Origin of the sequence: Arthrobacter sp. B1805 (genome assembly GCF_002929745.1) — a bacterium.
Classification (GTDB): domain Bacteria; phylum Actinomycetota; class Actinomycetes; order Actinomycetales; family Micrococcaceae; genus Arthrobacter_D.
In genome coordinates this window covers 88320-105443 of the sequence record NZ_PJIQ01000005.1, presented here as the reverse complement: position 1 = coordinate 105443, position 17124 = coordinate 88320, and the positions used below count along the sequence as shown (strand labels likewise).

Below are 17124 nucleotides of genomic sequence, written 5' to 3'. Positions count from 1 at the left end.
TCCGGCGGGCAGGACTCGGAGCTGAGGCAGAGGCTAGCGGATGTCGATGGTGCGGATGATCTTGCCGCGGAGGGCCGGCACGAGGTGATGGATGCCCATCATGCCGAGGCCGTAGCGGCGCACCCGGCGCATCGACGTCGCCACCTTGAGCGTGGGGTCGATCCGCACGGCGGCCCAGCCCAGCCGGTGGCACACGCGGGCGGAGAACTCGATGTCCTCGTCGCGCGTGTCGATCGATGTCCGCTCGATCCCGCCCGACGCCACGTAGGCGGACGCCCGCACCGCCATGTTGTGACCCGCAACGAACCGCAGGTATGCGACGTCGAGATGTTTGAGCGCGATCATGATCCGCAGGAGCCAGAGTGCGCCGGGCATCAGCAGGTCATCGCCCCGCCGGTAGTGGCCGTCCCGAAGCGCGGTACTGGTTCCCCCGAGAAGCTGCACCCGGGGGTGCAGCGCGAAGAGTATGCGGATCCGGCGCACCCAGTCCTCCGCGGGTTCGCTGTCCCCGTCGGTGCGCGCGACCAGCTCGAAGCCGTCGTCGATCGCCCTCCGGAAGCCGGTGTCACTCGCGGCCCCGGTTCCCTTCTGGGGCTCGGTCACGACCGTGAGTGTCACCTCGGGATGGGCCGCCGCGTAGTCCTGGATCCGCTGTGCCGTGTCATCGGTGGAAGCGTTGTCCACCACGTAGACGTGGAGGTCGCCGCGGTCGCGCTGTACGCGGAGCGCTTCGAGAGTGCGGACGACGCCCGGCTCGTTGAAGACGGGCACGACGACGGCGAGCCGTCCGGTCACGGGTACCTCCTCGGGGGTCCGGGCAGGATGACCGGAACGGGTCACGGATTGTCCAGGTCGGCCGCCGCGAACGTGTCGCAGGATCGCAGATCGCCTGTATCGAAGCCCTGGGCGAACCACGCCTGCCGCTGGGCGCTGGACCCGTGGGTCCAGCCTTCCGGATTGACCTGGCCCGTCGCCGACTCCTGGATGCGATCGTCGCCCACCGATGCGGCCGCGGAGAGGGCGTCCTGCAGGTCGGTGGTTGAGAAGGGGCGGAGGAACGGCTCGCCGGACTCCGGATCGGGCACCGTTGTGGCATGCGCGGCCCACATCCCGGCAAAGCAGTCCGCCTGCAGTTCGACGCGGACACCGCCGGACTCCGCGCCCTGCGGATCCTGCTGGGCGGCGCCGAGCGTGCCGATGAGGTTCTGGATGTGGTGCCCGAACTCGTGGGCGACGACGTACTCCTGCGCGAGGGGGCCGCCGGAGGACCCGAACCTGGTCACGAGGTCGTCGAAGAACGCGGTGTCGTAGTAGGTCTGCTCGTCCACGGGGCAGTAGAACGGGCCCACGGCGCTCGTCGCAGTCCCGCAGCCGGTGTCGGTGCTGTCGCTGAAGATCACGACGCCAGGCTGCGTGTACGCCACACCGAACTGGTCGAGGTAGGGCAGCCAGAAGCTGTCGAGGCTCTCCGCGGTGCCGAGGATGCGACAGTCGAGCCGTTCATTGGCTTCTGCGCCGGTCAGGCACTCGTTGATTGCGTCCTCTGCGCCGGAGTCCTGCTGCTGCGACGCTGTGCCGTCGTCGATTCCCAACTGGTCGACGACACCCGGACCGAAGATCAGCGAGAGGATCAGGAGGAGGCCACCACCGAGGCCCCCTCCCACGGCCGCACCGCGACCGCGTCCACGCCGATCACTGACGCGTGAAGGGTCGAGTTGCGCGTTGTCATTGAAGCTCATGGTTCAACAATAAGCCTACTTACCGTCGCCGGCGGTCAGGCAGGCGGGTGCTGTCGATCCCGCGCGGGCTCCACACGGATGCGCGGGTCAGTCCTGCCAATGCCCCGGGAGCTCGAGTCGGTTCGGCAACCGTGTGTGGCTGTCGCCGGTCGCAGCAGCGACCTGCATCGGCGTGAGGAACAGGGCGTGCGACAGATCTGCGCCCTGCAGCCTCGCGTCCCTGAGATCGGCACCGAGCAGATCCACCTGCTGGAGGTCCGAACCCGTCAGGTCGGCGGCGATGAGGTAGGCGCCGCGCAGGTTGGCGCCCTGGAGGGACCGGTGTGCGAGATCAGCGCCGAGCAGGTCGGCCCCGGGCGCGAGACGGCGTGGATGACGGGGCCCACCGGCCGCCTTCCTCACCGCGGCGCTCACGTCCGCGAGCACTGCTCCGACCCTCGCGCGGAGCCCCTCCAGGTCCGCGCCGGCGAGGCCCTCCGGCTCGAGTCGGGCCAGACCCACGGTCTCGGTCGTCAGCGCGAGCACGGCGCTCCTGGCCGCAGCCGGAACGGATCGGGACGATGCAGCGAGGCGCTGGGCCTCATCGAGGTACCAGAGCACCTCGTGCAGTTGCCGAACGACCGGGAACGCCGCGAACATCGCCGGCTTCAGTTCCGGGTGTTCCGTCCAGCTCCGCCCACCGAAGCCGCGCTGCGCCACCTGCTGGCCGGCGCCGAAACAGTCGAACACCGTGCACCCCTTGTATCCCTCGCCGCGGAGCTTCGCGTGGATGGAGCAGGAGAAGTCGGCGGCGAGATTGCGGCATGCCTGTCCGATGGGCTTGTCGTGCGCGAAATCGCTCGACCTCTCGAATCCCAGGGCGGAGCAGCACAGGGCGAAGCACTTCGAGCAGTCAGCTGTGAGGGGAACGCCGGGATGGCCGGTGAGGTGCAGCGGCACAGCAGGCAAGAGATTCCTCCTCGGGGAGGGGCACGCCTCGCCCAGCATCGACTGGGCAGCGTTCCCGACGGTCGTGAGGAACCATTCTCCTCCGGCCCGCCCGGATTCTCGCACCGATCGCTCCGCATGGCCAAGGAAAACCTCACGGCCTTCCGTCCTGTTGTCAGGTGTAGCGACGACTGCGACGGTAGGACCGGGCGTCATCGCCCACCTTACGTCGAACGTGCCGACCGCCGGCCCGGATCAGAAGGAGCAGAGGATGAACATCCTGCACACGATGCTGGACGGACTCGAGCACGCGAAGTCGCTGGACAAGATCGCCGACCCTCTCGCAGCAGCGGTCAGCAAGGCCGTACGCCCCCGCAAGATCCGGAACCTGCTCAGCGGAGCGGCGATCGGCCACTCGGTGCATCCGATGCTGATCGTCGTGCCGTCCGGTGCCTGGAGCATGGCGTCCTTCCTGGACATCGCCGGCGGCAAGGGTTCCCGCAAGGCCGCCGACCTCCTCGTCACCGTCGGGATTCTCTCCGCGGTACCGACGGCGATCACGGGCCTGCACGACTGGTCCGACACCCAGGAGAAGGAGCGCCGGGTCGGGATCGTCCACGCGGCCGGCAACTCCCTCGCGGTCACGCTCTACACCGCCTCCGCGGTCGCGCGCGCCAAGGACCATCGGGCACTCGGGGTCCTGCTCGGCCTCGGCGGGCTCGGATCGATGCTCTTCAGCGCCTACCTCGGGGGGCACCTGAGTTACGCCAGCGGCGTCAACGTCAACCGGACGGCATGGCACGAGGCCCCGAAGGACTGGACCCGCGTGGCCAGCGATGCCGACGTCGTCGAGGGCGGGCGTCATACCGTCGAAGCAAACGGCGTGCCGATCCTGCTGCTGCGCCACGAGGGGAAGCTGACCGCGATGGACAGCGTGTGCAACCACTTGGGCGGTCCCCTCGAAGAGGGCGTCATCGAGAACGGCTGCATCACGTGCCCGTGGCACCAGAGCATGTTCAGGCTCGACGACGGCAAGAACTATCGAGGACCGGCCAGCGTGCCCCAGCCCGTCTACGAGACACGGGTCACGAGCGATGGCTTCATCGAACTGCGGCAGCCCGAGTCCTGACGCCGACGAGCCGAACGATCCAGCCGAACGAGACAGCCGAACGATGAAGCCCCGCCGGAACGGACCCGGCGGGGCTTCGTCGTGACGAGCGCTTCCGACCAGCGCGTGTACCTGTTCCTAGTGCACCGGGGCGGGCGAGTCCTCGGTCTCCTTCGGCGCACGCACGAAGAACGAGGCGACGATGGCGAGCAGGAAGATGATCGCGCCGTACATGAAGGCTGCCCGGATGCCGCCGGCCAGGGCCGCTTCGGCACCGACGCCCGCGTCGGTCAGGGAGGTGCTCCGGATGGTCATGACGGAGATGAAGAGCGCAGTACCGGCGGCTCCCGCCAGCTGCTGGGCGGTGCCGAACACCGCGCTGCCGTGCGAGTACAGAGCCGGTTTGACGGACCCCAGAGCAGACGTCAGCAGGGGAGTGAACATCAGGGCCAGGCCTACGCTCAAGGCGACGTGCGCCACCAGGACCATCCCGGTGGGCGTCGTCTCGGTGAGTTGCGTCAGCGACCAGAACACGGCGCTGACCAGGAAGGCTCCGGGCACCAGGAGGATGCGTGGGCCGCGGCGGTCGTACACGCGTCCGACGACGGGTCCCAGCAGGCCCATTGCGAGGCCGCCCGGCAGGAGCAGCAACCCGGAGACCAGGGGATCCATTCCGAGGACGGTCTGAACGTAGATCGGGATCAGGATGATCGTGCCGAAAAGGGCCATCATGCTCACCGCGATGGCGACGATCGAGATGGTGAAGTTCGTCGACTTGAACACCCGGAGGTCGAGCAGCGCTGCGTCACGCCGCTGGAGTACCACCTGGCGGGTGATGAACAGGGCGAGGCCGGCGAGACCCGCGACGAGTGGAATCCACGCGGGGACGGCGCTTCCGGCCGACGCCTCGCCGAGCTGGCTCAGGCCGTAGATGATTCCGCCGAAGGCGACGGCGGACAGGATGACCGACGGCACGTCGATGGCCGACCGCCGGGGCGTGGTCACGTTCTTCATCTTCGCCGAACCGACAGCCAGTGCGGCGAGCGAGATGGGCAGGACCAGCCAGAACATCCAGCGCCAGTCGAGCACGCTGAGGATGGCCCCTGAGATGGTCGGGCCGAGCGCCGGAGCCACGGAGATGACGATCGAGATGTTTCCCATGATCTTGCCGCGTGACGCGGGTGGAACGAGCGTCATGACGGTCGTCATCAGCAGCGGCATCATGATCGCGGTGCCGCTGGCCTGCACGACCCGGCCGACCAGCAGGACACCGAATCCCGGTGCCAGCGCGGCGATGAGCGTGCCGAGGCTGAAGAGTCCCATCGCGGCCATGAACACGGGACGCGTGTTGTACCGCTGCAGCAGGAAGCCGGTCACCGGGATGACGACGGCCATCGTCAGCATGAAGGCGGTGCTCAGCCACTGTCCTGCGCCCACCGTGATGCCGAGGTCCTCGACCAGACGGGGAATCGCCACTCCCATGATCGTCTCGTTGAGGATCACGACGAAAGCCGAGATGAGCAAGAGGGTGATGACCAGCTTGTCCCGGGCGGGGAGCGCGCCGGAGACGCCCTGCGCGGAGGCTTGCGGAATCTGTGGTGACGGACCGGATCCGGACGGCGCGACGGCCTCCCGGCTAGGGGTCGCGTCGGAGACGGGGGAGAGGGGGCTCTGGGTCATGGTGATCCGCTCGGTTCGATCTGCTGTTCAGCGCCGGCGGGATCCGTCCGCCGGCGCCGGGGTCAAGGTACTGCGCCGGACCGGTCGGGAAGGTTGACCAGGTCAATCATCTGAACTCCGCGCGCCCGGACTCTATTCCAGAAGTCCGACCCGTCGTGCGCCGGACCGGCATACCGCGGCGCTGCGAAGGTGGCCGCTCCACTAGCATAGGGCGGGTGCCGCGCCGGAAGAATGGTATCGGCACCACTCCTCCACCTGCAGCGCATGATTCTGCCTCGCTTCCCCGACGAAGGAGACCCTCCGTGCCTGAGTCCTTCTACCGCGACCTCGGTGGCGGCCGGTTCGAGTCGACGATCAACGCCCAGGGAGCGTGGAACCCGGAGGAGCAACACATGGCTCCCATTTCCGGGCTCATCACGCAGTGCCTGCTGGAGTGCGAGCCACGGGACGGGCTGCACCTCAGCCGCCTGAGCTTCGACATCCTCGGGATGATCCCCCGCGGCGAGTTCGAGATCTCCACCGCCGTCGTCCGTCCCGGCCGGACTATCGAGCTCGTGGAAGCACGGATGGAGGCGGGCGGGCGGACGGCGATCGTGGCGAAGGCATGGCGACTCGGGACGCAGGACACGGCAGCCGTCGCCGCGGTCGAGGACCAGCGCATTCCGGGCCCGGAGGACGCAGGGCCGCACGAGGCCATGACGGCCTGGCCGGGTGGCTTCATCAGGTCGCTCGAAGTCCGCGTCGTCCCGGGGCACCGCCCGGGGCGGGGGCAGGTCTGGATGCGGAACCCCTACTCCATGGTCGAGGGCCGGACCACCGCCGACGTCGTGCGACTCGTGGGCATGGTGGACGCCGCGAACGGGATAGCGCCGCGTGTCGCGCCAGGCGGCACCAGTTGGATGTACCCGAACGTCGACCTGCAGATCCACCTGTACAGGATGCCGACGGGCGAATGGCTCGGCCTGGACACACGCGTCACGTTCGGGTCGGGGGGAGTGGGCCTGACCTCGAGTGTCCTGCACGACCTCGACGGTCCGTTCGGACGCTCGGAGCAGATCCTCACGGTGCGCAAGCTCTGATCCGGCCTGTGCCGCCGGAATGCATGCCACGGTTCCGGGGTTGCACCCGGAACGGGACGCATCCGCTCCGGATGCGCGCCACCGTCGTCCCCACGCTCGATGGGGAGTCTCGAGGAAGAGGAACCATGCCCAAAGCGATCTGGAACAACAGGGTCATCGCGGAGTCCACGGACACCGTGATGGTCGAGGGCAACCACTATTTCCCGCCGAACTCCATCTCCCCGGAGTTCTTCGCTCCCACGGAGACCACCACGGTCTGCCACTGGAAAGGCATGGCGAGCTATTTCACCCTCACCGTGGACGGAGAGCAGAACAAGGACGCGGCGTGGAGCTACGCGGAGCCGAAAGAAGCGGCGGAGAACATCCGCGGTCACTACGCTTTCTGGAAAGGCGTGACAGTGACCGAATGACCCCCCCCCCGATCCACACCAGCCGTTCCAGCAGGCGCATCGAAGAAGGAGTCCTCCATGGAGTACCGGAAACTCGGCAACAGCGGCACCTCGGTGTCCCAGCTGGCCCTTGGCACCATGACGTTCGGAGCGGAGTCGGACGAGGCGACGTCCCACGCCATCCTGTCCGAGTATGCGGCGGCCGGCGGAAACCTCATCGACACCGCCGACGTGTACACGGCAGGCGCCTCGGAGGAGATCATCGGGCGATGGCTGGCCAAGAACCCGTCCGAACGGGACCGCATGGTGCTCGCGTCCAAGGGCCGGTTCCCCATGGGAGACGACGTCAACGATCTCGGCCTGTCGCGGCGCCACCTCCGCCGAGCGCTCGACGCGTCGCTGAGGAGACTCGGCGTGGACCACATCGATCTGTACCAGGTGCACTCCTGGGACCCGCTGACTCCACTCGAGGAGACCCTCGGGTTCCTCGACGAAGCGGTCGTCCAGGGCCGCATCGGTTACTACGGCTTCTCCAACTACACCGGCTGGCAACTCACCAAGGCCGTCATGATCGCTCGCCAGCGCGGCTACTCCCTGCCGGTGACGCTCCAGCCCCAGTACTCGTTGCTGGTGCGCGAGATCGAAGCGGAGATCGTTCCGGCCGTCCTGGATGCCGGAATGGGCATGCTTCCCTGGTCCCCCCTGGGCGGCGGCTGGTTGACGGGCAAGTATTCCCGCGACACCGAGCCGACCGGCGCCACGCGGCTCGGTGAGAACCCCCAGCGCGGCATGGAGGCCTGGGAGAAGCGCAACGCGCAGGACAGGACGTGGCGGATCATCGACACCGTGAGCGCAATCGCGGCCGAGCGGGACGTCAACGCCTCGCACATCGCGCTTGCCTGGGTAGCGGCCCAGCCAGGCGTCACGTCCGTGATCCTCGGGGCGCGCACGCAGGAACAGCTGACGGACAACCTGGCATCCTCCGACGTCGTCCTCACAGCCGGCGAGCTGCGGCAACTCGACGACGTGAGCGCTCCGACCTTCGGCGACTACCCGTACGGACTGCCCGGAATCGAGCAGCGTAGCCGCCGCATCGACGGCGGCCGCTAACCGACTTGGAAGCGGCCCCGTATCGGGTTATCGTTCGAGCAGCGACACGGGGTGTCCCTTCAGGGAAGGGGCTGAGATAAGACCCGTCGAACCTGATCCAGCTCATACTGGCGAAGGGATGTCCCGGCGTGCCCCTGGTTCCGCCTGTCCTTTCGCTCCATCCTGCGAGAGGCAGCCATGGCGCAATCATCATCCCACTCATCCACCCACTCATCCACCCAGTCGTCCACGCGGTCAGTCGGGGAGACACCGACGGAGCAGCCCGTCGATGCTCCCACGGCTGCGTCCGAGCACCCTGGGTCCGTGAGCGCCGCCCGGACGGTCACCGCTGAAGGGTGCGCGGAGTTGCTCGGCGACCTGCGCCGAGCGGCGCCGCTGGTCCAGTGCGTCACCAACGCGGTCGTCACCAACTTCACGGCGAACGTCCTGCTCGCCCTCGGGGCGGCCCCTGCCATGGTGGACATCCCCGGAGAGGCCGCCCAGTTCGCACCCGTCGCGTCGGGTGTGCTCGTCAATCTCGGCACGCCCACGGAGTCGCAGCGCGCCGCCATGCTCGAGGCGGCCGAGGCCTCCCTGATCGCAGGAACGCCCTGGGTCCTCGACCCGGTTGCTGTCGGCTTCCTGAGTGTCCGGACAGCGACTGCGCAGCGCCTCGTCACGTTTCGTCCCACCATCATCCGCGGGAACGCTTCGGAGATCATCGCCCTAGCCGGTTCTGGAGCGGGCGGACGTGGCGTCGACTCCCTCGATGAACCGGCCGCCGCCCTCGACGCCGCCCGCCTGCTCGGCTCGAGGCATGGCTCGGTCGTCGCGGTCTCCGGCGCCGTCGATGCCGTCGTCGCCCCCGAAGGTGCTGTTGTCCGGGTGGCCAACGGCAGCGCGATGCTGACGCGCGTCACCGGTGGCGGCTGCGCCCTCGGTGCCGTGATGGCGGCCTTCGCCTCCCTCACTCCGGATGCGCTCCTCGCCGCGACGGCCGCAACCGCCGCCTACACCCTCGCGGCAGAGCGTGCCGCCAGCACGGCGGCAGGACCGGGGACCTTCGCCCCACACTTCCTCGACGCGCTCGCCGCGATCACGCCGGCCGACGTCGTGCAGGGCCTCAACCTCCCGGGCGGTGACTGATGCCGCGGCCGGACCCGCTCTCCTATCTGCCGCTCTACCTCGTGACCGACACCGCGTTGTGCGCTCCGCGGACGGTGCCGGACGTCGTGGCCGCAGCGGTCGCGGGTGGCGTCACCTGTGTCCAGGTGCGCGACAAACACGCCGGCGGGAGCGCCCTCCTCGATCTCCTCGCGGCAGTGGCTGCCGCCGTCGGCGGCCGAGTTCCCGTGCTGATCGACGACAGGGTCGACGTCTACCTCGCGGCTCGCGAGCAGGGAGTAAGGGTCGACGGGGTGCACGTCGGGCAGTCCGACCTACCCGCAGACGTGGCCCGCCGGATCATCGGGCCCGATGCCGTCGTCGGACTGAGCGCAGCGACAGCGGAGGAGTTCGCCCGCGCGCACGCCCTGCCACCCGGCACGGTGGACTACCTGGGAGTCGGGGCGGTGCACGCGACGGCGACGAAGCCGGATCATCCGGCGCCGCTCGGAGTGGACGGATTCGCCGCGCTCGTACGGGACGTGAGGCTGCCCTGCGTGGCGATCGGCGGCATCAGCCGCGCCGACGTGGGGCCGCTGCGCCGGGCAGGGGCGGCAGGAGTCGCCGTGGTGTCGGCAATCTGTGCGTCAGCCGACCCGCGGAGTGCCGCGCAGGAGTTGCTCGGGGCCCGGAACTCCTGAGGGTGTTCTCCCCGTCGCTAGCCGACGACGGGCCCGACGGCAACCGGGAGAACTGGTGGTTGGCGAGCCTAGAATCCGGTGTGTGGCAACGAGGAGGACTGTGCTTGCCGGCGCGATGGTCGTGCCGCTCCTCGTGGCGGGAACGGCGTGTGAGGGAGGACCCATGGACAGCAGAAGGACTGCACCGGCGGCGGAGAATCCAGCAATCCTGTCAGCTCGTCCCGGTGCCACGGCTGCCGGCCCGGGCAGCATGACCGGAGTCCGTGCACTAAGGGTGACGGCGGAGCGCGATCCGATCGTGTTCGTTCCCGAATCGCTGGCCACGGACGAGCAGGTTCCGCTCCTGGTCGCACTGCACGGAGCTGGAGGGGACGCGCAGGGTGGGTTGTCCTATCTCCGCGCGGCGGCAGAGCAACTCGGGATCGTCATTCTCGCCCCCGCGTCGCGAGGCGGTACCTGGGATGCCATCCGCGGGGGTTATGGCCCGGACACCGAGGTCATCGACAGGGCGCTTCACGAGGTCTTCTCCTTCGTCGCGGTGGACCCCAAGCGGATCGGCATTGCCGGTTTCTCCGATGGTGCGTCCTATGCGCTGGGGCTGGGACTCGCGAACGGGAATCTCTTCCGCAAGGTCGTCGCGTTCTCACCCGGATTCGTGCCCCCGGGCCCGGATCACGGTCAGCCCACCCTCTTCATCTCGCACGGCACCGAGGACTCTGTCCTGCCGATCGACGCCACGAGCAGGAAGGTCGTCCCAGCACTGAAACGCCGCGGCTACGACGTCGTCTACCGCGAGTTCGAGGGGCCGCACACCGTGCCCCCGGCCATCGCTGTCGAGGCCGGCCTCTGGCTCGACTGGACTCCCATGCCGATACCCTGACTCGGGGCGCGCCCTGACTGCCTACGATGGAACGATGAGCAATACGTGGCAGGGCGCTGCCGAACTGGCACTCGCCCTCGACCCACCCTCACATGACGCCGCTGCCGAGCTGGCCCGCGGAATAGCCTTGCTGCGCGAGGTCGCCGTCGGCGCGAGGCCCCCGACGCTGCGCCTCTACCGTCCGAGTCCCACTCTCGCCTTCGGCCAGCGGGATGCACGGCTGCCGGGCTTCGCGGAGGCCGCCGCGGCTTCCACCCGCCACGGCTTCGTGCCACTCGTGAGGCGGGCAGGGGGCCGTGCTGCCGCCTACCACCGGGGGTGCCTCGTGGTCGACCACATCGAGCCCGCGCCCGACGCCGTCCTCGGGACGAGGGCGCGCTTCGCTGCGTTCGGTGACTTCTTCGCCGGCGTGCTGGGCGACGTCGGGCTGGACGCGCGCGTGGGCGAGGTGCCGGGGGAGTACTGCCCGGGCGAGTACAGCGTCCACGGACGCTCCGGCGGCACGCCGGCCGTCAAGCTCGTGGGGACGGCGCAGCGCGTCGTCGCAGGAGCGTGGTTGTTCTCGTCCGTGATCGTCGTCGAGGATTCCGCGCCGCTCCGCGCAGTCCTGACCGATGTCTACTCCGCCCTGGGACTCGAGTGGCAGCCCCCGACGGCGGGCGCGGCCGAGGACCTTGCGCCGGGAGTGACCGTCGCCGTCGTGGAGGCCGCGCTGCTGAAGGCGTACGGTGCCGTCGTCGGATTAAGTGAAGCAAGGCCCACCGGCCTCCCCTGACGGGAAGGCCGGTGTCCGGCCCCGGTCGGTCAGTGTCCGCGGGCGATCCAGGCCTTGAGGTTCGGAGCCTCGTCACCGATCGTCGTACTGTCGCCATGCCCGGTCCGGACGATCGTGTCCGGTGGCAGGGTGAGCAGTCGGGTGCGGATGGACTCGATGATCGTGGGGAAGTCGCTGTAGGAGCGACCCGTCGCCCCGGGTCCGCCCTGGAAGAGGGTGTCGCCCGTGAAGACGGTGCCCGCCTCCTCGAGCAGATAGCTGACGGAGCCGGGAGAGTGGCCCGGCGTGTGCAGCGCCGTCAGGGACACGCCGGCAACCTCGATGGTGTCGCCGTCGCCGATGGACTGGTCGGGGCTCAGCTCGGGGAACACCATGTCCCACAATTCCCGGTCGCCCTCGTGCAGGTAGATCGGTGCGCGGACGGCGTCGAAGAGGTCGCCGACGGCGCGGATGTGGTCGTCGTGCGCGTGGGTCAGCAGGATCGCCCGTACGAGCCGCCCGTTGACCTGGTCGACGATCGCCGCGGCGTCGTGCGGGGCATCGATGATGACGCATTCTTCGTCGTCCCCCACGATCCACACGTTGTTGTCCACGTCCCAGGTGCCGCCGTCGAGCGAGAACGTCCCGGACGTGACGAGGTGCTCGATGCGCGCCGCCATCAGAGCTCCACCACCGATCGCAGGACCGCGCCGCCGTGCATCTTCTCGAAGGCTTCCTCCACCTGGTCGAGGCGGATGCGTTCGGTCACGAAGGCGTCGAGGTCGAGGTTGCCCTGGAGGTAGTGGCTCACGAGCATCGGGAAGTCGCGGCTCGGCAGGCAGTCGCCGTACCAGGAGGACTTCAGGGAGCCACCGCGACCGAAGACGTCGAGCAGCGGGAGTTCTATCGTCATGTCGGGAGTGGGGACGCCGACCAGCACCACGGTGCCGGCGAGGTCGCGAGCGTAGAACGCCTGCCTGTAGGTCTCGGGGCGCCCGACGGCGTCGATCACGATGTCTGCGCCGTTACCTCCGGTGAGTGCCCGAATCGCCTCCACGGGGTCCTCTTCCTTGGAGTTGAGGACGTGCGTCGCACCGAGTCCGCGGGCGAGCTCGAGCTTCCGGTCGTCGATGTCGACGGCAATGATCGTCGTGGACCCGGCGAGCTTCGAGCCGGCGATAGCGGCGATTCCGACGCCGCCGCAGCCGATGACCGCGACGGAGTCACCGCGCGAGACGTTGCCGGTATTGATCGCCGCACCGATGCCCGCCATGACACCGCAGCCCAGCAGGCCGACTGCGGCCGCATCCGCTGCGGGATCGACCTTCGTGCACTGACCCGCGGCCACGAGGGTCTTCTCGGCGAAGGCGCCGATACCGAGCGCCGGGGAGAGGACGGTGCCGTCCTCGAGCGTCATCTTCTGCGTGGCGTTGTGCGTGTTGAAGCAGTACTGCGGCTCGCCCCGTCGGCATGCCCGGCACTCTCCGCAGACCGCGCGCCAGTTGAGGATCACGCGGTCGCCCGGTGCGACAGTCGTCACGTCGTCCCCCACGGCGCTGACGACGCCGGTGGCCTCGTGGCCGAGGAGGAACGGGAACTCGTCGTTGATGCCGCCCTGCTTGTAGTGCAGGTCCGTGTGGCACACCCCGCAGGTCAGGATGTCGACCAGCGCCTCGCCGGGTCCCGGTTCGGGGACCAGGATCGTCTCGATCGTCGCGGGGGCATCCTTGGCCCGCACCACGACGCCCTGAACTCTGTGCACCATGTTCTTGCTGTCCTTCCGCTGGGAGCGGTGTCCCGTCAACGGGTTCACCGCTTCCAGCATATGGCGGGACCGCCCTGGTGCGCGGAGGGCTGTGCGGCTAGACGGCGAGCCGGGTCCTGACGTCGGCCAGGGACGGGTTCGTTGCCGACGTTCCGTCAGGGAAGATCACGGTGGGCACCGTCTGGTTGCCGCCGTTGAGGGAGGCGACGAGCTCTGCGGTTCCCTCGACCTCTTCGATGTTGATCTCGTTGTAGCCGATGCCCTGGGCATCCAGCTGGGACTTCAGGCGCCGGCAGTACCCGCACCATGAGGTCGAGAACATGGTGATGGATCCGGCTTCTGGTGTGTACTCCACGTGCTCCTCATATCCACGCGCGGGTGGTGACGCGCGCATCAGTCGATGGAGGGCGGCGTCTCCGCCCGTACACTCCTCAACGCAAGCCCGCGCCGGCTCATTCCGTGACGCCCCACACGCTCACACGCCGCGAGCGCCGTGCGGAGACGTCGCCACCGGCGAGCTTGTTGGTCGGCCCTCGGCCCACCGGATACGATCAGCAGGGCGGTTCCAGCCCTCACCGGGTCCCGCCACGCCCGCCTCGGGCGACAATTCTTCCCAGCACCAAGGAGACCACCCGTGCCAGCGCCCCAGCCCATGAACCTCATCGTCGACGGCGGAGAGAAGCAGGCGACGACGGGCACCACCGGGACGGAACTCTTCAGCGATCGTCGCGACGTCGTCGTCATGCGCGTGGACGGCGAGCTCAAGGACCTCGACCAGGAGGTGCCGGACGGCGCATCGGTCGAGGGAGTGACGCTCGAGGACCCCGCAGGGCTCGAGGTCCTGCGCCACTCCGCGGCGCACGTCATGGCGCAGGCCGTGCAGCAGTTGCGCCCGAACGCCAAGCTGGGCATCGGCCCGTACATCACCGACGGCTTCTACTTCGACTTCGACGTCGAGGAACCCTTCACGCCGGACGAGTTGAAGCAGCTCGAGAAGATGATGCTGAAGATCGTGAACGCCAACCAGCGTTTCGTCCGACGCGTCGTCTCCGAGGACGAGGCGCGCGAGGCGATGAAGGAAGAGCCGTACAAGCTCGAGCTGATCGGCCTCAAGGGTGGCGCCACCGATGAGGACGGAGCATCGGTCGAGGTCGGCGCCGGTGAGCTGACGATCTACGACAACGTGGACCGGAAGTCCGGGGACGTGGTGTGGAAGGACCTGTGCAGGGGCCCCCACCTGCCCAACACGAAGCTCATCTCCAACGCCTACGCCCTGACGCGTTCGGCGGCCGCTTACTGGCGGGGCAGCGAGAAGAACAAGCAGCTGCAGCGCATCTACGGGACGGCGTGGCCGACGAAGGACGCCCTGAAGGCCTACCAGGAGCGCCTCGCGGAAGCTGAGCGGCGTGATCACCGGCGCCTCGGCACCGAACTGGACCTCTTCTCCTTCCCGGACGAACTCGGCTCGGGACTGCCGGTCTTCCATCCCAAGGGCGGCATCATCCGCAAGGCCATGGAGGACTACTCCCGCCAGCGCCACACCGACGCCGGCTACGAATTCGTCTACACGCCGCACATCACCAAGGGCCACCTGTACGAGGTGTCCGGCCACCTCGACTGGTACCGCGACGGCATGTTCCCCGCCATGCACGTGGATGAGGAACTCAACGAGGACGGCACGGTGCGCAAGCCCGGGCAGGACTACTACCTCAAGCCCATGAACTGCCCCATGCACAACCTCATCTTCAGGTCGCGCGGGCGTTCCTACCGCGAGCTGCCGCTGCGCCTGTTCGAATTCGGTTCGGTGTACCGGTACGAGAAGTCGGGCGTGATCCACGGGTTGACGCGCGTGCGCGGCATGACCCAGGACGACGCGCACATCTACTGCACGCGCGAGCAGATGAAGGACGAGCTCACGGAGACGCTGAACTTCGTCCTCGGCCTCCTCAAGGACTATGGCCTCGAGGACTTCTACCTGGAGCTGTCGACGCGCAACCCGGAGAAGTCGGTCGGGTCGGACGAGATCTGGGAGGAAGCGACGCGGACGCTCGCCGAGGTCGCCGAGGCCTCAGGACTCGAACTCGTACCGGATCCCGGGGGAGCGGCGTTCTACGGACCGAAGATCTCCGTCCAGGCGCGCGACGCCATCGGCCGCACCTGGCAGATGTCGACGATCCAGCTCGATTTCAACCTGCCGGACCGGTTCGAACTCGAGTACCAGGCCGCCGACGGCACGCGGCAGCGCCCGGTCATGATCCACCGCGCGCTCTTCGGCTCGATCGAACGGTTCATGGGCGTCCTCACCGAGCACTACGCCGGTGCGTTCCCCGCATGGCTGGCACCCGTGCAGGTGCTCGCGATCCCCGTCGCGGAGGCATTCAACGACTACCTGTTCGACGTCGTCGACAAGCTCAAGGCGGAAGGGATCCGCGCCCAGGTCGACGCCGGGTCCGACCGCTTCCCGAAGAAGATCAGGACGGCGAGCAAGGAGAAGGTGCCGTTCGTCCTGATTGCCGGCGGCGAGGACCAGGAGGCGAATGCGGTCTCCTTCAGGTTCCGCGACGGCAGCCAGGACAATCAGGTGCCCGTCGACGAAGCCGTCCGCCGGATCGTGGAGGCGGTACGGAGCAGGGAAGCCACGGTCTGATGGGGGAGGCGGACAGTTCGCGGGATCCGGCAGACGAGCGGTCGGCCGGGCCCTACCCCGGTGACGCCGCGGTGACCGACGGTTTCGAACTCGCGGGCGTGCCGGATGCTTTCCAGCGTCTGTGGACTCCGCACCGTCTCGCCTACATCAAGGGCGGCCAGGACAAGGTCACCTCGGAGGAGACGTGTCCGTTCTGTCGCGCGCCGCACCTCAGTGACGAGGAATCGCTGATCGTCCACCGGGGAACCCACGCCTTCGTCCTGCTCAATCTCTTCCCCTACAACGCCGGGCACCTTCTGGTGTGCCCCTACCGCCATGTGCCCGACTACACCGACATCGACGCCGCGGAGACAGCGGAGATCGCTCAGCTCACCCAGACCGCGATGCGGGTGCTCCGCAGGGTCTCCAACCCCTCCGGATTCAACCTAGGGATGAACCAGGGCGTCACCGGGGGAGCTGGTATCGCAGCGCACCTCCACCAGCACGTCGTGCCACGCTGGGGCGGCGACGGGAACTTCCTGCCGATCATCGCGCACACCAAGGCGATCACGCAGACCCTCGGCGAGGTCCGCCAGCAGGTGGCGGATGCCTGGCCGGTAGATGGCGACCCGGCGGGAAGGGCGCCCTGATGCTGAACAAGTACGCCCGAGGCTTCTTCACCAGGCTCTTCACGCCGCTGGCCCGCCTGCTTCTCCGGTGCGGTGTGACGCCCGACGCGGTGACGATCGCAGGTACCGTCGGCGTCGCCGGTGGAGCGCTCGTCTTCTATCCGCTGGGCGAGCTCTTCTGGGGGACAGTCTTCATCACGCTCTTCGTGTTCTCCGACGTCGTCGACGGGATCATGGCGCGCATCAAGGGTGACGGCGGGCTCTGGGGGAGCTTCCTCGACTCGACGCTCGACCGCATAGCTGATGGTGCCCTCTTCGCAGGCGTCGCCGTGTGGTTCTTCACGGGAGGGGGCAGTCCGGCCATCGCCGTCGCCGCCCTGGCCTGCCTCGTGCTCGGAATGCTGGTCTCCTACGCGCGGGCCAAGGCCGAATCGCTGGGCTTCACGGCGAACGTCGGGCTCGCCGAGCGGGCAGAGCGGCTGGTCTCGGTGCTGGTCGTGACGGGGCTGACCGGGCTCGGATTACCCCAGGCTTTCCTGTTCGCGGTTCTCGTGATCCTCGCCGCAGCCAGTCTCGTCACGGTGTACCAGCGCGTGAGCATCGTGCGTAAGCAGGCACTCGAGGCCAACCCGGCGTCCTAGCCGCGTCGCTCCT

18 protein-coding genes and 1 riboswitch are annotated in these 17124 nt (G+C 68.4%); of the genes, 11 read left to right on the top strand and 7 right to left on the bottom strand.

The window, feature by feature from the left end; all coding sequences use genetic code 11:
• Window positions 1-33: 33 nt before the first annotated feature.
• From CXQ96_RS07365 to CXQ96_RS07355, 3 genes are all read right to left on the bottom strand, one after another.
• Window positions 34-795, bottom strand: coding sequence for a glycosyltransferase family 2 protein (locus CXQ96_RS07365; RefSeq protein ID WP_181036394.1), 762 nt, complete (start codon window positions 793-795; stop codon window positions 34-36).
• 41 nt (window positions 796-836) lie between these two features.
• A complete protein-coding gene (locus CXQ96_RS07360) occupies window positions 837-1739 on the bottom strand; it encodes a neutral zinc metallopeptidase (RefSeq protein ID WP_104117392.1) in 903 nt (300 codons plus the stop codon).
• Window positions 1740-1826: 87 nt separating this feature from the next.
• On the bottom strand, window positions 1827-2678 hold the full coding sequence (locus CXQ96_RS07355) for a pentapeptide repeat-containing protein (protein WP_308662664.1): 852 nt from the start codon (window positions 2676-2678) through the stop codon (window positions 1827-1829).
• Window positions 2679-2937: 259 nt separating this feature from the next.
• On the opposite strand from CXQ96_RS07355, the gene CXQ96_RS07350 reads away from it, so the two are divergent.
• Window positions 2938-3795, top strand: coding sequence for a Rieske (2Fe-2S) protein (locus tag CXQ96_RS07350; RefSeq protein ID WP_104117391.1), 858 nt, complete (start codon window positions 2938-2940; stop codon window positions 3793-3795).
• A gap of 117 nt (window positions 3796-3912) precedes the next feature.
• On the opposite strand, the gene CXQ96_RS07345 is transcribed toward CXQ96_RS07350, so the two are convergent.
• On the bottom strand, window positions 3913-5454 hold the full coding sequence (locus tag CXQ96_RS07345) for an MDR family MFS transporter (RefSeq protein ID WP_104117390.1): 1542 nt from the start codon (window positions 5452-5454) through the stop codon (window positions 3913-3915).
• Between the two features lie 302 nt (window positions 5455-5756).
• On the opposite strand from CXQ96_RS07345, the gene CXQ96_RS07340 reads away from it, so the two are divergent.
• The 7 genes from CXQ96_RS07340 (at window position 5757) to CXQ96_RS07310 (ending at window position 11471) form a co-directional block, all read left to right on the top strand.
• On the top strand, window positions 5757-6533 hold the full coding sequence (locus CXQ96_RS07340) for a thioesterase family protein (protein ID WP_104117389.1): 777 nt from the start codon (window positions 5757-5759) through the stop codon (window positions 6531-6533).
• A gap of 125 nt (window positions 6534-6658) precedes the next feature.
• Window positions 6659-6943, top strand: a complete 285-nt coding sequence (locus tag CXQ96_RS07335; RefSeq protein WP_104117388.1) for a DUF427 domain-containing protein — start codon at window positions 6659-6661, stop codon at window positions 6941-6943.
• Between the two features lie 57 nt (window positions 6944-7000).
• Window positions 7001-8032 carry an aldo/keto reductase gene (locus tag CXQ96_RS07330; RefSeq protein WP_104117387.1) on the top strand — a complete coding sequence of 344 codons (1032 nt, stop codon included), beginning with the start codon at window positions 7001-7003 and terminating at the stop codon, window positions 8030-8032.
• Window positions 8033-8069: 37 nt separating this feature from the next.
• A riboswitch (TPP riboswitch) is annotated at window positions 8070-8168 on the top strand.
• Window positions 8169-8335: 167 nt separating this feature from the next.
• Window positions 8336-9157, top strand: a complete 822-nt coding sequence (thiM, locus tag CXQ96_RS07325) for a hydroxyethylthiazole kinase (RefSeq protein WP_258058931.1) — start codon at window positions 8336-8338, stop codon at window positions 9155-9157.
• Entirely contained in the window at window positions 9157-9816 is a 660-nt protein-coding gene (gene thiE, locus CXQ96_RS07320; RefSeq protein WP_104117386.1) for a thiamine phosphate synthase, read from the top strand. The genes thiM and thiE overlap by 1 nt, the downstream gene beginning before the upstream one ends.
• An 82-nt stretch (window positions 9817-9898) precedes the next feature.
• Complete coding sequence (locus CXQ96_RS07315; RefSeq protein WP_219816107.1) at window positions 9899-10696, top strand: alpha/beta hydrolase; 798 nt, start codon at window positions 9899-9901, stop codon at window positions 10694-10696.
• A 34-nt stretch (window positions 10697-10730) separates the two neighbouring features.
• The gene (locus tag CXQ96_RS07310; protein WP_258058930.1) at window positions 10731-11471 is read left to right on the top strand and encodes a lipoate--protein ligase family protein; all 741 of its coding nucleotides are present in this window, start codon (window positions 10731-10733) and stop codon (window positions 11469-11471) included.
• 29 nt (window positions 11472-11500) lie between these two features.
• Here CXQ96_RS07310 and CXQ96_RS07305 read toward each other — a convergent pair whose 3' ends face one another.
• The 3 genes from CXQ96_RS07305 to CXQ96_RS07295 form a co-directional block, all read right to left on the bottom strand.
• Window positions 11501-12130 (bottom strand): MBL fold metallo-hydrolase, encoded by a 630-nt coding sequence (locus tag CXQ96_RS07305; RefSeq protein WP_104117385.1) that lies wholly within the window; start codon window positions 12128-12130, stop codon window positions 11501-11503.
• On the bottom strand, window positions 12130-13215 hold the full coding sequence (locus CXQ96_RS07300) for an S-(hydroxymethyl)mycothiol dehydrogenase (RefSeq protein ID WP_104117530.1): 1086 nt from the start codon (window positions 13213-13215) through the stop codon (window positions 12130-12132). Before CXQ96_RS07300 ends, CXQ96_RS07305 begins: the two co-directional genes overlap by 1 nt.
• Window positions 13216-13312: 97 nt before the next feature.
• Entirely contained in the window at window positions 13313-13570 is a 258-nt protein-coding gene (locus CXQ96_RS07295; protein ID WP_104117384.1) for a mycoredoxin, read from the bottom strand.
• Window positions 13571-13849: 279 nt separating this feature from the next.
• On the opposite strand from CXQ96_RS07295, the gene thrS reads away from it, so the two are divergent.
• Genes thrS through pgsA form a run of 3 tightly spaced genes read left to right on the top strand, consistent with a single transcriptional unit; the run spans window position 13850 to window position 17111 of the window.
• The gene (gene thrS, locus CXQ96_RS07290; RefSeq protein ID WP_104117383.1) at window positions 13850-15862 is read left to right on the top strand and encodes a threonine--tRNA ligase; all 2013 of its coding nucleotides are present in this window, start codon (window positions 13850-13852) and stop codon (window positions 15860-15862) included.
• Window positions 15862-16491, top strand: a complete 630-nt coding sequence (locus CXQ96_RS07285; protein ID WP_104117382.1) for an HIT domain-containing protein — start codon at window positions 15862-15864, stop codon at window positions 16489-16491. Before thrS ends, CXQ96_RS07285 begins: the two co-directional genes overlap by 1 nt.
• Window positions 16491-17111, top strand: a complete 621-nt coding sequence (gene pgsA, locus CXQ96_RS07280; protein ID WP_104117381.1) for a phosphatidylinositol phosphate synthase — start codon at window positions 16491-16493, stop codon at window positions 17109-17111. Before CXQ96_RS07285 ends, pgsA begins: the two co-directional genes overlap by 1 nt.
• The last annotated feature ends 13 nt before the right edge of the window (window positions 17112-17124 follow it).